The following is a 14,537-nucleotide window of genomic DNA, read 5'->3' as shown; positions in this document are numbered from 1 at the left end:
CCATATAGATGAATGAAACAGTAGTACCCGCAGCGGCAGCCAGTGAAATGGCTGCCGCTGGCGTTTCCAGGATTGCCCTGGGCATCGAATACAAGGGCGCGCGCTACCGCGGCTGGCAGCGCCAGGAAGCCGGCGTGCCTTCCGTGCAGGCGGCTCTGGAGCGTGCGCTGTCCAAAGTGGCGGCGGAGCCGGTGTCGGTGATCTGCGCCGGCCGGACCGACGCTGCCGTGCACGGCAGCGGGCAGGTGGTGCACTTCGATACCGCGGTCGAACGGCCGCTGAAGGCCTGGGTGATGGGCGGCAACGCCAACCTGCCGGCTGACATCAGCGTGACCTGGGCGAAAGTCATGCCGGCGCATTTTCACGCGCGCTTTTCCGCCGTGGCGCGGCGCTATCGCTATGTGATCTACAACGATCCGATCCGGCCTGCGCACATGGCCGAGGAAGTGACCTGGAACCACCGTCCCCTGGACGTCGAGCGCATGCGCGCGGCGGCCACGGCACTGGTGGGCACCCACGATTTCACCTCGTTCCGTGCAGTACAGTGCCAGGCCAAATCGCCGGTGAAGACGGTCCATCATCTGCAGGTGATCGAGCATGGCCGCTTCATCGTCCTGGATATCCGCGCCAATGCCTTCCTGCATCACATGGTGCGCAATTTCGCCGGCGTGCTGATGACCATCGGTGCGGGCGAAAGACCGGTGGATTGGGCGCGGGAAGTGCTGGAGGCGCGCGACCGGCGTTCCGGCGGGGTGACGGCGCATCCCTATGGCCTCTATCTGGTGCGGGTCGAGTATCCCGGGGAATTCGAACTGCCGGAGCGATATCTGGGGCCACATTTCCTGTCAAGTTTGCCGGATACCCTTGGCTGACGCTGCGCCGGTCATTTGCTACTATCGGCGGATTTCCTGATTCCTGAAAGGTCCCTGCATCTTGTCAGCTGTTCGCATCAAAATCTGCGGTATTACCCGTGTAGAGGATGCTCTGGCCGCGGCCGAGGCCGGTGCCGACGCCATCGGGCTGGTGTTCTATCCGAAGAGCCCGAGGGCGGTATCGCTGCACCAGGCGCGTGCCATCGTCGCCGCTCTGCCGCCTTTCGTCACCACGGTGGGGCTGTTCGTCAACGCCAGCCGTTGCGAGCTGAACGAAATCCTCGATGCGGTTCCGCTGGATGTCCTGCAGTTCCACGGCGACGAGTCGCCGGACGCCTGCTCCGGCTACCACCGGCCGTACCTGAAGGCGCTGCGGGTGAAGCCGGGCGACGATATCGCCGGGCGCATCGCGGAGTATCCCGCGGCGGCCGGAATCCTGCTGGATACCTATGTCGAGGGCGTGCCCGGTGGAACCGGTCAGGCCTTCGACTGGTCCCTGATTCCGGCGTCTCCATCGCGGCCGATCATTCTCGCCGGGGGGCTGGATGCCGGCAATGTGGCGGCGGCGATCGCCCAGGTGCATCCCTACGCGGTGGATGTCAGCGGTGGCGTCGAGGTGAGCAAGGGCATCAAGGACGCCGAGAAGATCCGCGCGTTCGTCCGCCAGTGCCGGTCCGTGGCATAGACAATGCACATGCATGTGACGGCGAACTGGCTGCCGCCGTCCACTAGCCAATCGCCGCTGGACGGCGTCGGCCCACGGCTCCCTTGCGTGACCAGGGCCGTTTTCAACGAAGTATCCGAGGCGACGCCCGTGGCGGCGCTTTTATTCAGAGGGTTTTGGCGAGATTGCCGGAACCGCGACGACGAATCTGCTCATGGACGTACGCCTGGGCCCCTGGTCCTTGAACGTGTCCTGCCCCTGTACTGGAGAACGAGAGCATGAGCAACTGGCTGGTAGACAAGCTGATCCCTTCCATCATGCGTTCCGAGGTGAAGAAAAGCTCGGTGCCGGAAGGCCTGTGGCACAAGTGCCCCGCCTGCGAAGCGGTCCTCTATCGTCCCGAACTGGAAAAGACCCTCGAGGTCTGCCCGAAGTGCGATCACCACATGCGCGTCGGCGCCCGTGCGCGCCTGGACATGTTCCTGGATGAAGAGGGCAGGGAAGAGATCGGCGCCGATCTGGAGCCGGTGGATCGCCTGAAGTTCCGCGACAGCAAGAAGTACAAGGACCGCCTGACCGCCGCGCAGAGGGATACCGGCGAGAAGGACGCGCTGATCGCCATGAGCGGCAAGCTGGAAGGCCTGCCGGTGGTGGCCTGCGTCTTCGAGTTCAACTTCATGGGCGGTTCCATGGGCGCCGTGGTCGGCGCGCGTTTCGTGCGTGCCGCCAACGTCGCGCTGGAAAAGCGCTGCCCGCTGGTCTGCTTCTCCGCTTCGGGCGGCGCGCGCATGCAGGAAGCGCTGATCTCCCTGATGCAGATGGCCAAGACTTCCGCCGCCCTGGCGCGCCTGCGCGAGGAAGGCATTCCGTTCATCTCCGTGCTCACCGATCCGGTCTACGGCGGCGTTTCCGCCAGCCTGGCGATGCTCGGCGACGTGATCGTCGGCGAACCGCGCTCCCTGGTCGGCTTCGCCGGTCCGCGCGTGATCGAGCAGACCGTTCGCGAGAAACTGCCGGAAGGCTTCCAGCGCAGCGAGTTCCTGCTCGAACATGGCGCCATCGACCTGATCATCCACCGTTCCGAAATGCGTCCGCGGCTGGCCAGGCTGCTGGCCAAATTCACCAACACCCCGAGCGCCGCACTAGCAGGATGAGCCAACGTACCCTTGCCGACTGGCTGAGCTATCTCGAACAACTCCATCCCACCGCGATCGACATGGGTCTGGACCGCTGCCGCGAGGTGGCTCTCCGGCTCGGTCTGGGGCGGCCTGCCCCGCGCGTGGTGACGGTCACCGGCACCAACGGCAAGGGCTCCACCTGCGCCCTGCTCGCCGAACTGCTCGGCGAGCAGGGGCTCAAGGTCGGCGTCTACAGCTCGCCGCACCTGCTGCGCTACAACGAGCGTGTGCTGATCGAGGGGCGTGAGGCTTCCGATCAGGCGCTCTGCGACGCCTTTGCCGCGGTCGAGGCGGCGCGCGGTGAAATCTCCCTGACCTATTTCGAAATGGGCACCCTCGCGGCTTTCTGGCTGTTCGAACGCGCCGGGCTCGATGCCGTCGTTCTCGAAGTCGGCCTGGGTGGCCGCCTGGATGCGGTCAACCTGATCGATGCGGATGTCGCGGTGGTGACCAGCATCGGCCTGGATCACGCCGATTGGCTGGGCGATACGCGGGAAAGCGTGGCCTTCGAGAAGGCCGGAATCTTCCGCAGCGGCAAGCCGGCCGTGTGTGGCGACCTCGATCCGCCACAGCCGTTGCTGGAGCAGGCGCGCGAGCTCGCTGCGCCCCTGCACCTGCGCGGCCGTGATTTCGACCTGGCGATCGGTGAAGAGGCCTGGTACTGGCATGGCCGTGGCGCCGATGGAGCGCCGCTGACCCTGCACGACCTGCCGCTGCTGGACCTGCCCATGGAGAACGCCGCCCTGGCGCTGCAGGCATATGCGTTGCTCGGCCTGCCCTGGGACGAGCGGCGGATGGCTGCGGCCCTGCAACGGGCGCGGGTGGCCGGGCGTCTCGACCGGCGCGTCGCGCTTCATCACGGACAGCCGCGCCACCTGCTGCTCGACGTCGGGCACAACCCGCACGCTGCCGAATACCTGGCCGGCCGCCTCGCGTCGCGGCCGCCCAAGGGACGGCGCCTGGCGGTTTTCGGCCTGCTGGCGGACAAGGATCTCGATGGCGTACTGGCACCATTGCTCGGCTTGGTGCAGGATTGGGCTGTCGCCCCGTTGCCGACGTCGCGTTCGCGGATGGCCGGGGAGTTGCAGGCGGCGCTGACGAACCACGGCGCGCCTGTCGCTGTCCATGCCGATATCGCCGCCGCGCTTGATGCGCAGTGCGAAAAGGCGACGGCGGACGACGAGATCCTGGTTTTCGGTTCGTTCTATTGCGTGGCGGATGCCCTGGACTGGCTCGACCGCGCAAGCCAATAAGCGGCTAGTCAAGGGGGGTAATCGATGGCCTTGTTCGACAAGGGGCTGAAGCAGCGCATCGTCGGCGCTCTGGTGCTGCTGGCGCTGGCGGTGATCTTCCTGCCGATGCTGTTCTCTCGCGAAGACGAAATTCGTCACGTGGTGGTGGAGGCTCCGGCCATGCCCAAGCCGCCGGCCATGCCGACGGTGGAAGTGCAGCCTACCGAGGTGCCCGAGCCGCAGGCCGACGATGTCGGAGAGCCCGTGGTGACGGCGGAAGGCGATGCGGCGCAGGCGGCGCCGTCCATGCCGATCACCAGTCTGCCAGCGGCTGCGCCGCAGGCGGGCCAGCCGACCACTCCGGTCCAGCAGGCCACGCCGACCCAGCCGGCCGTGGCCACTCCCAGTCCGGCCCCGGCGCAACAGCCAAAGGCGGCGACTCCGGCCCAGCCCAGCGCTGCGCCGAGCGCGCCGGCCCAGCGGCTGGATGCCAACAACCTGCCGGTCAGCTGGTCGGTGCAACTGGCCAGCCTGTCCAACCGGGCGCGTGCCGAGGAACTGCAGAAGTCGCTGCGCAGCAAGGGCTACAACGCCTACATCCGCACCTTCGACGGCATGAACCGGGTCTTCGTCGGGCCGGTCATCGAACGCGCGGAGGCGGATCGCCTGCGTGATCAGCTGGGCAAGCAGCAGAAGCTGAACGGCTTCGTGGTGCGCTTCCAGCCCGAGCGCGGCTGAATTCAATCGGCCCCATGGCGACAAGGGGCTCCGCTAATCCGAAGGCTCTGCTAAAATGCGGGGCCTTTTCCGCTTCTGGGCCGCAACGTGGCATTTACCTGGGTCGATTGGACGATGATCGGCATCATCGTCGTTTCCAGCCTGATCAGCTTGAGCCGCGGCTTCGTCAAGGAAGCCCTGTCGCTGGTCACCTGGATCGTGGCGGCCGGTATCGCCTGGATGTTCGGCGGTGCGCTGTCCCAGCATCTGGCGCCTTATATCCAGTTGCCGTCGGCGCGCGTCATCGCGGCCTGTGCGCTTCTCTTCGTCGCCACCCTGCTGGTGGGGGCGCTCGTCAATTTCCTGATCGGCGAACTGGTGCGGGTCACCGGGATGTCCGGCACCGACCGCGTTCTCGGCATGGTGTTCGGCGGCGCGCGTGGCGTGCTGCTGGTGGTACTGCTGGTCGGCCTGCTCAGCCTGGCGCCGGTGCAGCAGGACCCGTGGTGGCAGCAGTCGGTGCTGTTGCCGCATTTCCTGATGGTCGCCGACTGGTCGAAGAATTTCATCCTCGGCTTCGCCGGCCACTGGTTCTCCGGTGGCGGCCTGCTTCCGCCCGGCGGAACGGAAAATTTGTTGCCGGCCCAGTGAGGGGCAGGTGAGGGCGGCGGAGACTGCCCGACGTCATGCCTCTCGGGGCGTGGAATGAATCAGTAGTTGTTTAGCCTGAAACCAAACAGGGGTTGCGTCGCATGTGTGGCATCGTCGGTATCGTGGGCAAATCGAACGTCAACCAGGCGCTTTATGATGCGCTCACCGTTCTTCAGCATCGCGGCCAGGACGCTGCCGGCATCGTGACCTGCCAGGACGACAGGTTGTACCTGCGCAAGGACAACGGCCTGGTCCGTGACGTGTTCCAGCAGCGCCACATGCAGCGCCTGATCGGCAAGGTCGGCATCGGCCATGTGCGCTACCCGACCGCGGGCAGCTCCAGCTCCGCCGAGGCCCAGCCGTTCTACGTCAACTCGCCGTACGGCATCACCCTGGCGCACAACGGCAACCTGACCAACGTCGAGCAGTTGGCCAAGGAAATCTACGAATCCGACCTGCGCCACGTGAACACCAATTCCGACTCGGAAGTGCTGCTCAACGTCTTCGCCCATGAGCTGGCGGTGCGCAACAAGCTGCAGCCCACCGAGGAAGACGTCTTCGCCGCAGTCGCCGGCGTGCACGCGCGCTGCGTCGGCGGCTACGCGGTAGTAGCGATGATCACCGGCTACGGCATCGTCGGCTTCCGCGATCCCAACGCGATCCGCCCGATCGTCTTCGGCCAGCGCCACACCGAAAATGGCGTCGAGTACATGATCGCCTCGGAAAGCGTGGCCTTGGACGTCCTCGGCTTCACCCTGATCCGCGACCTGGCGCCGGGCGAAGCGGTGTACATCACCGAGGAAGGCAAGCTCTACACCCGCCAGTGCGCGGGCAATCCGAAGTATTCCCCGTGCATCTTCGAACACGTCTACCTGGCGCGTCCGGACTCCATCATCGACGGCATCTCGGTGTACAAGGCGCGCCTGCGCATGGGCGAGAAGCTGGCCGACAAGATCCTCCGCGAACGCCCGGATCACGACATCGACGTGGTCATCCCGATCCCGGACACCAGCCGCACCTCCGCGCTGGAACTGGCCAACCGCCTGGGCGTGAAGTTCCGCGAAGGCTTCGTCAAGAACCGCTACATCGGCCGCACCTTCATCATGCCGGGCCAGGCCGCGCGGAAGAAGTCCGTGCGCCAGAAGCTCAACGCCATCGAGCTGGAATTCCGCGGCAAGAACGTGATGCTGGTGGACGACTCCATCGTCCGCGGCACCACCTGCAAGCAGATCATCCAGATGGCCCGCGAGGCCGGTGCGAAGAAGGTCTACTTCTGCTCCGCGGCCCCGGCGGTGCGCTATCCGAACGTCTACGGCATCGACATGCCGAGCGTCCACGAACTGATCGCCCACGACCGCAGCACCGAGCAGGTCTGCGAGCTGATCGGCGCCGACTGGCTGGTCTACCAGGACCTGCCGGACCTGATCGACGCGGTCGGCGGCGGCAAGATCAAGATCGAGCACTTCGACTGCGCGGTGTTCGACGGCCAGTACGTCACCGGCGACGTGGATGCGGCCTACCTGAACAGGATCGAGCAGGCGCGCAACGACTTGGCCAAGGCCAAGTCCCAGGCGGTCAGCGCCATCATCGATCTCTATAACGACTAAAAAGGAGAGCAGGGCATGGCACAGGATTGGGATGCCGGTCGCCTCGACGGCGACCTCGAAGGCGCGGCTTTCGATACCCTGGCGGTGCGCGCCGGGCAACGGCGCACGCCGGAGGCCGAGCACAGCGAGGCGCTGTTCCCCACTTCCAGCTACGTGTTCCGCAGCGCCGCCGACGCCGCCGCGCGTTTCGCCGGCGAAGTGCCGGGCAACGTCTATTCGCGCTACACCAACCCGACCGTGCGCACCTTCGAGGAGCGCATGGCCGCGCTGGAAGGCGCCGAACAGGCAGTGGCGACTTCCACCGGCATGTCGGCGATCCTTTCGCTGGTGATGAGCCTGTGCAGCGCCGGCGACCACGTGCTGGTGTCGCGCAGCGTGTTCGGCTCGACCATCAGCCTGTTCGAGAAGTACTTCAAGCGTTTCGGCATCGAGGTGGACTACCCGGCGCTCAGCGACCTGAAGGGCTGGGAAGCGGCCTGCAAGCCGAACACCAAACTGCTGTTCGTCGAGTCGCCGTCCAATCCGCTGGCCGAGCTGGTCGACATCGCCGCACTGGCCGAGATCGCCCACGCCCGTGGCGCGCTGCTGGCGGTGGACAACTGCTTCTGCACCCCGGTGCTGCAGCAGCCGCTGAAGCTCGGTGCCGACGTGGTGATCCACTCCGCCACCAAGTACATCGACGGCCAGGGCCGCAGCATGGGCGGCGTGGTCGTCGGACGGCGCGCGCAGATGGAAGCGGTGGTCGGCTTCCTGCGTACCGCCGGTCCGACCCTGGCGCCGTTCAACGCCTGGATCTTCCTCAAGGGCCTGGAAACCCTGCGCGTGCGCATGCAGGCGCATTGCGCCGGCGCACAGGCCATCGCCGAGTGGCTGGAGCAGCAGCCGGGCATCGAGCGCGTTTACTACGCAGGCCTGCCGAGCCATCCGCAGCACGAGCTGGCCAAGCGTCAGCAGAAGGGCTTCGGCGCGGTGGTCAGCTTCGAGGTGAAGGGCGACAAGGCGGCTGCCTGGCGCTTCATCGACGCCACCCGGATGATCTCCATCACCACCAACCTGGGTGACACCAAGACCACCATCGCCCATCCGGCGACCACCTCCCACGGCCGCCTGACGCCGCAGGAACGGAAGAGCGCCGGCATCCGCGACAACCTGATCCGCGTCGCGGTGGGCCTGGAAGACCTCGAGGACCTGAAGAAGGACCTGGCACGAGGCCTGGCGGCGCTGTGAACGGCCTGGGCATCGTCGGCAACGGCAAGGTCGCGCTGGTCACCGGCGCGGCCCGTGGCATCGGCCTGGGCATCAGCGCCTGGCTGATCGCCGAGGGCTGGCAGGTGGTGCTGGTCGACAACGACCGCGAGCGCGGCAACAAGGTCGCCCAGGCGCTCGGCGAGCGGGCCTGGTTCATCAGCATGGACGTCGCCTACGAGAACCAGGTGGCCGTGGCGGTCGCCGAGGTGCTCGGGCATTTCGGCCGGCTCGACGCCGTGGTGTGCAACGCGGCCATCGCCAACCCGCACAGCAAGCCGCTGGAAAGCCTGCCGCTGAACGAGTGGAACCGCGTGCTCGGGGTCAACCTGACCGGGCCGATGCTGCTGGCCAAGCACTGCGCGCCGTACCTGCGCGCGCACAACGGCAGCATCGTCAACATCGCTTCCACCCGCGCGCACCAGTCCGAGGCCGATAGCGAAGCCTATGCGGCGAGCAAGGGCGGGCTGGTGGCGCTGACCCACGCGCTGGCGGTCAGCCTCGGTCCGGATATCCGGGTGAACGTGGTGTCGCCGGGCTGGATCGATGCGCGCGACCTACACGAGCGCGAGGCGGACCCGCTGGGCGAGGCCGATCACTACCAGCATCCGGCCGGCCGCGTCGGCACGGTGGAGGATGTCGCTTCCGCGGTGTCCTGGCTGATCGGCGACAACTCCGGGTTCGTCACCGGCCAGGAGTTCATCATCGACGGCGGAATGACGCGGAAGATGGTCTATCTGGATTGATGCAGGAAAGGCAGCCGAGGCTGCCTTTTTCTTTGCCCGCACCGGCCGAATGCTCGTACCACATTGAAAATTCAAAAAAATTTCAATGCAGGCATTGACTTGCAATCTGCCGTCGGTAGAATGCGCCCCACTTCGAGACGAAGGGTGATTAGCTCAGCTGGGAGAGCATCTGCCTTACAAGCAGAGGGTCGGCGGTTCGATCCCGTCATCACCCACCACTCTCGCAAGTTACGCGCAGCGGTAGTTCAGTCGGTTAGAATACCGGCCTGTCACGCCGGGGGTCGCGGGTTCGAGTCCCGTCCGCTGCGCCATTTATTCCCCCTCCATCGGTTCTGCCCCGAACCGGTTCGTAGAGCGGATAGCGCTCCGAACGCGATGGATGGAAAAGAGTTGTACCGGACGCAAGTCCAAACCGACGCGCAGCGGTAGTTCAGTCGGTTAGAATACCGGCCTGTCACGCCGGGGGTCGCGGGTTCGAGTCCCGTCCGCTGCGCCATATACGAAGCCCTCAGGCAGAAATGCCTGGGGGCTTTTTCATTTCTCCCCTGTTCGTGCCGGCGGATTATCCTGCGAGGTGCCATGAAGGCGAGGGGAGGGCAACGATGAATCTCGACGACGGAATCCGCGCATGCTGAGTGCCGAGCTGAAGGCCTTCTACATGGTCGCCAAGCTGGGCAGCATCACCCAGGCGGCGAAGAAGCTGGGGCTCAGCCAGCCGACCGTGACCACGCAGATTCGCAACCTGGAAAGCCAGTACGCGGTGGAGCTGTTCTATCGCGGCGGCCGCCGCCTGACCCTGAGCGACGAGGGCGCGCGCCTGCTGCCGATGGCCCAGGCGCTGCTGCAGCAGGAAGCGGACATCGAGTTCTTCCTGCGCAACTGCGGGCAGATGCAGGGCTCCCTGCGCATCGGCGCCACCTCGCCGTACTACGTGCTGGGACTGATCAAGCAGTTCCGCGAATGCCATCCGCAGATCGAGGTGTCGGTGGAGATCGGCAACTCGCAGCAGGTACTGGATGCGCTCTACGAATGCCGGGTCGATCTCGCCGCCTCCTCGCAGCAGGAGGACGACAACCGCCTGACGCGCATGGTGCTGGGCAGCGATCCGCTGGTGCTGGCGGTGCACCGCAGCCATCCCCTTGCCGCCCGCCAGCGGGTGACGCTGGACGACCTGCGCCAGCATTGCCTGCTGATGCGCGAGGCCGGTTCCACCACCCGCCAGCTCACCGAAGCGATGCTGCACGAGAACGGCGTGGCGCCGGCGTCGATGCTGGAGATCGGCAGCCGCGAATCGATCCGCGAGGCGGTAATCCGTAACCTCGGCGTCAGCATCATTTCCCGCCAGGAAGTGCCGGACAACCCCGAGCTGCGCGTGCTGGAAATACAGGATGCGCCGCTGATGGACGAGTACCTGTACTGCCTGAAGGACCGCCGCCAGGCGCGATTGCCCAGTGCGTTCATGGCGCTGGCGCGGAGCGGTGCGTAAGGGCATCCCGTAGGGCATAACGCGCCAGCGTTATCCGCCACCATTCCCCTACGCAAATCTGCCAATACATCTATCGGCACAATTTCCCCCACCGCAACATAGCCTTCGCATTCCCTCCCTAGCATGAACCCCGTCGAGTCATGCCGCCCCGCGCGGCGTGCGTCCCCGCTCACGAGGTTCCGCCATGAATCGCTCCGTTTCCGCCGCGCCGCTGCAGGTGCGGGATATCCGCAAGGGCTTCGGCCACTTCACCGCCCTCGACGGCGTTTCCCTGGATGTGCAGGGCGGCGAGCTGGTCTGCCTGCTCGGCCCGTCCGGCTGCGGCAAGACCACGCTGCTGCGCTGCATCGCCGGGCTGGAGAAGCAGGATGCGGGGAGCATCTACATCGGCGGCCGCGACGTCTCCGGCCTGCCGCCCCAGGCCCGCGACTACGGCATCCTGTTCCAGTCCTACGCGTTGTTCCCCAACCTCAGCGTCGAGCAGAACATCGCCTACGGTCTGGCCGGCGCGAGCCGTGAGGAAAGCCGCCGCCGGGTAGCGGAAATGCTTGAGCTGGTCGGCCTGTCCGGCAGCGAGAAGAAATACCCCGGCCAGCTTTCCGGCGGCCAGCAGCAGCGCGTCGCCATGGCCCGCGCGCTGGCGCCGTCGCCGTCGCTGCTGCTGCTCGACGAGCCGATGTCGGCCCTGGATGCGCGGGTGCGCGAGCACCTTTGCGGCGAGCTGCGCCAGCTGCAGAAGAGCCTCGGCATCACCACCGTGATGGTCACCCACAACCAGGACGAGGCCATGCTGATGGCCGACCGCATCGCGGTGATGAACCACGGTTGCGTCGAGCAGTACGGCACCGCCGAGGAAATCTACGGCTGCCCGGCCACGCCCTTCGTCGCCGAGTTCGTCGGCCAGGGCAACTGGCTGCCGTTCGAGCGCGGCAACGATGGCCATGTCCGCGTCGGCGGGCTGGAGGTGCGCCTGTCGAGCGCCGCCGCGCAGCAGTCCGGCCGGCTGTTCTGCCGTCCCGAGGCGATCGGCGTGAACCCGGCGGTGCACCAGGACAACCTGTTCCGCGCCCAGGTCCGCGAGATCACCTGCCTCGGCAACCGTTGCCGGATGAGTTTCGAGCTGGCCGAACTGCCGGGCCATGCGCTGCTCGCCGAACTGGCGCCGGAAGACATGCCGCAACTGGGCAGCCCGGAAATCTGGGTGGCCCTGCCGCCGCGCAGCCTGCAGGTGTTTGCCTGAGATGGAACGTGTAATCAGGATGGACCGCGCCCTGGCGCCAGGAAAACCGCAAGGCTCGCTGGGTGACCGGCTGTTCGTGAGCGGCGGCAAATGGCTGCTGCTGCTCTTCCTCTGCGGCGCCGTGCTGCTGCCGTTGCTGGCGATCTTCTGGCGCGGCTTCAGCGGCGAGGCGGGGCAGGGCGGTGGCCTGGTCGCGGCCGGTGAGTTGCTCGCCAGCGCCAACTTCCATTGGCTGCTGGGCAACAGCCTGAAGGTTTCCTTCAGCGTCGCCGCCATCGTCGTGCCGCTGGCCTACCTGTTCGCCTATGCGCTGCAGCGCACGCTGATACCGGCCAAGGGGCTGTGGCGCGGCATATCCCTGCTGCCGCTGCTGGCGCCGTCGATGCTCCCGGGCATCGCGCTGATCTACCTGTTCGGCAACCAGGGCCTGCTGCGCGAGCTGATTCCGGACAACATCTACGGCTTCTGGGGCATCGTCCTCGGCGAGGCCATCTACACCTTCCCGCATGCGCTGATGATCCTGCTGTCGGCGTTGTCGCTGGCCGATGCGCGCCTGTTCGACGCCGCTTCCAGCATGGGCGCCAGCCCCTGGAAGGCGTTCCGCAGCATCACCTGGCCGTCGTCGCGGCACGGCGTGTTCGCCGCCTTCTGCCTGGTGTTCACCCTGGTCATCACCGATTTCGGCGTGCCCGTGGTGGTCGGTGGCGACTACCAGGTGCTGGCGCTGGAGGCCTACAAGGCGGTGGTCGGCCAGCAGCAGTTCGGCCGTGGCGCGCAGATCGGCATGATCCTGCTGCTGCCGGCGCTGCTGAGCTTCGCCGTGGACGCCTGGCTGCGCCGCCGCCAGCGCGATGCCATGAGCGGCCGTGCGCAGGTCTACCATCCGAAACCCTGCCCGCGCCGCGATGCCATCTTCCTCGCCGTGGTGATCGCCATCAGCGCCGTGCTCCTGCTGGTGCTGGGCATGGCGGTGTATTCCTCGCTGGTGACCTTCTGGCCGTACAACATGTCGCTGTCGCTGCGCCACTACGCCTTCGAGGACACCGCCGGCGGCGGCTGGCTGGCCTATCGCAACAGCCTGACCCTGGCGACCTGCACCGCGCTGTTCGGCAGCCTGCTGATCTTCACCGGCGCCTACCTGATCGAGAAGACCCGCGAGCAGGTCTGGCTGAACCAGCTGCTGCGCATGCTCAGCTTCGTGCCGATGGCGGTGCCCGGCCTGGTTCTCGGCCTTGGCTACGTATTCTTCTTCAACCTGCCGGACAACCCGCTGCACATGCTCTACGGCAGCATGGCCCTGCTGGTGGTGTGCAGCATCGCGCACTTCCTCACTACCGCGCAGATGACCGCCACCGCCGCGCTGCGCCAGCTCGACGGCGAGTTCGAGGCCGCCGCGCTGTCGCTGAAGATGCCGCTGTGGCGCCACTACCTGCGGGTGACCGTACCGATCTGCCTGCCGGCGCTGCTGGACATCGTCCGCTACCTGTTCGTCTCGGCGATGACCACGGTATCCGCGGCGATCTTCCTCTACAGCCCGGACAGCATCCTCGCCGCCGTCGCCGTGCTGAACATGGACGACGCCGGCAACGTCGGCGGCGCCGCCGCCATGTCGACGCTGATCCTGCTCACTTCCGCCGCCGTATCCCTGGCGCTTGCCGGCGCCTCGCGGGGCCTGCTGCGCCGTTCCCAAGCCTGGCGCCGGGCCGACCCGGCGCGCGCCTGAATCTACCGACCTGGAGTCAACAGCATGTTCAAACGCCTTGCCCTCGCCACTGCCGTGCTCGCCGGTTTCAGCCTGCACGCCAGCGCCGCCACCGAACTGACCGTCTACACCGCCCTCGAGGCCGAGCAGCTCACCACCTACAAGAAGGCTTTCGAGGCCGAGAACCCGGACATCAGGATCAAGTGGGTGCGCGACTCCACCGGCATCGTCACCGCCAAGCTGCTGGCCGAGAAGGATCGTCCGCAGGCCGACGTGGTCTGGGGCCTGGCCGCTTCCAGCCTGGCGATCCTCGACCAGCAGGGCATGCTGGAGACATACGCGCCGAAGCACCTGGACGCCATCGGCAAGAACTACCGCGACCAGGCCAATCCGCCGGCCTGGGTCGGCATGGACGTGTGGGCTGCGACCATCTGCTTCAACAGCATCGAGGCCGAGAGGCAGGGGCTGGAGAAACCGATCAGTTGGCAGGACCTGACCAGGCCGGAATACAAGGGCAAGATCGTCATGCCCAACCCGGCATCGTCCGGCACCGGCTTCCTCGACGTCAGCGCCTGGCTGCAGACCTTCGGCGAGAAGCAGGGCTGGGCCTACATGGACGCGCTGCACGAGAACATCGGCCAGTACGTCCACTCCGGTTCCAAGCCGTGCAAGCTGGCCGCCGCCGGCGAGTTCCCGATCGGCATCTCCTTCGAATACCCGGCCGTGCAGCTGAAGCGCCAGGGCGCGCCGCTGGACATCGTCCTGCCGAAGGAAGGCCTGGGCTGGGAAATCGAGGCCACCGGCATCATCAAGGGCACGCCGAACATGGACGCGGCGAAGAAGCTCGCCGACTTCTCCGCCAGCCCGGCGGCCATGGAGTTGTACAAGGAAAACTTCGCCGTGCTGGCCCAGCCGGGCATCGCCAAGCCGCAGACCGAGCTGCCGGCGGACTACGAACAGCGCCTGATCAAGAACGACTTCGCCTGGGCCTCGCAGAACCGCGACAGCATCCTGGCCGAGTGGCGCAAGCGTTATGACGGCAAGTCGGAGGCGGTGGCGAAGCAGTGAGGTCTTCGGTGTCGTGGCCATCCCAGTGGCACGGCCTCTCCCTGTAGGAGCGCACCTGGGCGCGACCGGTCGCGGGCATGGCCCGCTCCTACAGGTACGTTCCCGCTCTTCGTAGGACCGAGGGGGACG

At 66.4% G+C, this 14,537-nt stretch carries 13 protein-coding genes and 3 tRNA genes; all 16 read left to right on the top strand.

The genetic code is table 11. The features are described 5' to 3' along the window. Positions 1-8 precede the first annotated feature (8 nt). The gene (gene truA / locus BLR75_RS14860) at positions 9-872 is read left to right on the top strand and encodes a tRNA pseudouridine(38-40) synthase TruA (protein ID WP_084311389.1); all 864 of its coding nucleotides are present in this window, start codon (positions 9-11) and stop codon (positions 870-872) included. 61 nt (positions 873-933) lie between these two features. Next, entirely contained in the window at positions 934-1,557 is a 624-nt protein-coding gene (locus BLR75_RS14855; protein WP_084311388.1) for a phosphoribosylanthranilate isomerase, read from the top strand. A 257-nt stretch (positions 1,558-1,814) separates the two neighbouring features. After that, positions 1,815-2,690, top strand: coding sequence for an acetyl-CoA carboxylase, carboxyltransferase subunit beta (accD, locus tag BLR75_RS14850; RefSeq protein WP_084311387.1), 876 nt, complete (start codon positions 1,815-1,817; stop codon positions 2,688-2,690). After that, on the top strand, positions 2,687-3,967 hold the full coding sequence (gene folC, locus BLR75_RS14845) for a bifunctional tetrahydrofolate synthase/dihydrofolate synthase (protein WP_084311386.1): 1,281 nt from the start codon (positions 2,687-2,689) through the stop codon (positions 3,965-3,967). Before accD ends, folC begins: the two co-directional genes overlap by 4 nt. 24 nt (positions 3,968-3,991) lie before the next feature. Then, positions 3,992-4,684: an SPOR domain-containing protein gene (locus tag BLR75_RS14840; protein ID WP_084311385.1), complete on the top strand. Its 693-nt coding sequence runs from the start codon at positions 3,992-3,994 to the stop codon at positions 4,682-4,684. An 87-nt stretch (positions 4,685-4,771) separates the two neighbouring features. Further along, the gene (locus BLR75_RS14835) at positions 4,772-5,314 is read left to right on the top strand and encodes a CvpA family protein (protein ID WP_090416084.1); all 543 of its coding nucleotides are present in this window, start codon (positions 4,772-4,774) and stop codon (positions 5,312-5,314) included. A gap of 101 nt (positions 5,315-5,415) precedes the next feature. Further along, entirely contained in the window at positions 5,416-6,921 is a 1,506-nt protein-coding gene (gene purF / locus BLR75_RS14830; RefSeq protein WP_084311383.1) for an amidophosphoribosyltransferase, read from the top strand. A 15-nt stretch (positions 6,922-6,936) separates the two neighbouring features. Continuing rightward, positions 6,937-8,148 (top strand): O-succinylhomoserine sulfhydrylase, encoded by a 1,212-nt coding sequence (locus tag BLR75_RS14825; protein ID WP_084311382.1) that lies wholly within the window; start codon positions 6,937-6,939, stop codon positions 8,146-8,148. Next, positions 8,145-8,912, top strand: a complete 768-nt coding sequence (locus BLR75_RS14820) for an SDR family oxidoreductase (RefSeq protein ID WP_084311381.1) — start codon at positions 8,145-8,147, stop codon at positions 8,910-8,912. The genes BLR75_RS14825 and BLR75_RS14820 overlap by 4 nt, the downstream gene beginning before the upstream one ends. Positions 8,913-9,054: 142 nt before the next feature. Continuing rightward, a tRNA-Val gene (locus BLR75_RS14815) sits at positions 9,055-9,130 on the top strand. A 16-nt stretch (positions 9,131-9,146) separates the two neighbouring features. Next, positions 9,147-9,223 (top strand) — tRNA-Asp (locus BLR75_RS14810). A gap of 108 nt (positions 9,224-9,331) precedes the next feature. Further along, a tRNA-Asp gene (locus tag BLR75_RS14805) sits at positions 9,332-9,408 on the top strand. Positions 9,409-9,540: 132 nt separating this feature from the next. Then, positions 9,541-10,398 (top strand): LysR family transcriptional regulator, encoded by an 858-nt coding sequence (locus BLR75_RS14800; protein ID WP_084311380.1) that lies wholly within the window; start codon positions 9,541-9,543, stop codon positions 10,396-10,398. Positions 10,399-10,582: 184 nt separating this feature from the next. Continuing rightward, complete coding sequence (locus BLR75_RS14795) at positions 10,583-11,638, top strand: putative 2-aminoethylphosphonate ABC transporter ATP-binding protein (protein WP_084311379.1); 1,056 nt, start codon at positions 10,583-10,585, stop codon at positions 11,636-11,638. A 1-nt stretch (position 11,639) separates the two neighbouring features. After that, the gene (locus tag BLR75_RS14790; RefSeq protein ID WP_084311378.1) at positions 11,640-13,361 is read left to right on the top strand and encodes a putative 2-aminoethylphosphonate ABC transporter permease subunit; all 1,722 of its coding nucleotides are present in this window, start codon (positions 11,640-11,642) and stop codon (positions 13,359-13,361) included. A gap of 24 nt (positions 13,362-13,385) precedes the next feature. Beyond that, on the top strand, positions 13,386-14,408 hold the full coding sequence (locus tag BLR75_RS14785; protein ID WP_084311377.1) for a putative 2-aminoethylphosphonate ABC transporter substrate-binding protein: 1,023 nt from the start codon (positions 13,386-13,388) through the stop codon (positions 14,406-14,408). Positions 14,409-14,537: the final 129 nt, after the last annotated feature.

This window comes from Pseudomonas jinjuensis, assembly GCF_900103845.1.
GTDB classification, from domain to species: domain Bacteria; phylum Pseudomonadota; class Gammaproteobacteria; order Pseudomonadales; family Pseudomonadaceae; genus Pseudomonas; species Pseudomonas jinjuensis.
Note: the sequence above shows the minus strand (reverse complement) of the source record. Positions and strands in the feature narration are given on the sequence as shown.

Coding starts and splice junctions, on each gene's coding strand:
- truA (WP_084311389.1), top strand. CDS start 9: ATGAATGAAACAGTAGTACCCGCAGCGGCAGCCAGTGAAATGGCTGCC.
- accD (WP_084311387.1), top strand. CDS start 1,815: ATGAGCAACTGGCTGGTAGACAAGCTGATCCCTTCCATCATGCGTTCC.
- folC (WP_084311386.1), top strand. CDS start 2,687: ATGAGCCAACGTACCCTTGCCGACTGGCTGAGCTATCTCGAACAACTC.
- BLR75_RS14840 (WP_084311385.1), top strand. CDS start 3,992: ATGGCCTTGTTCGACAAGGGGCTGAAGCAGCGCATCGTCGGCGCTCTG.
- purF (WP_084311383.1), top strand. CDS start 5,416: ATGTGTGGCATCGTCGGTATCGTGGGCAAATCGAACGTCAACCAGGCG.
- BLR75_RS14825 (WP_084311382.1), top strand. CDS start 6,937: ATGGCACAGGATTGGGATGCCGGTCGCCTCGACGGCGACCTCGAAGGC.
- BLR75_RS14800 (WP_084311380.1), top strand. CDS start 9,541: ATGCTGAGTGCCGAGCTGAAGGCCTTCTACATGGTCGCCAAGCTGGGC.
- BLR75_RS14795 (WP_084311379.1), top strand. CDS start 10,583: ATGAATCGCTCCGTTTCCGCCGCGCCGCTGCAGGTGCGGGATATCCGC.
- BLR75_RS14790 (WP_084311378.1), top strand. CDS start 11,640: ATGGAACGTGTAATCAGGATGGACCGCGCCCTGGCGCCAGGAAAACCG.
- BLR75_RS14785 (WP_084311377.1), top strand. CDS start 13,386: ATGTTCAAACGCCTTGCCCTCGCCACTGCCGTGCTCGCCGGTTTCAGC.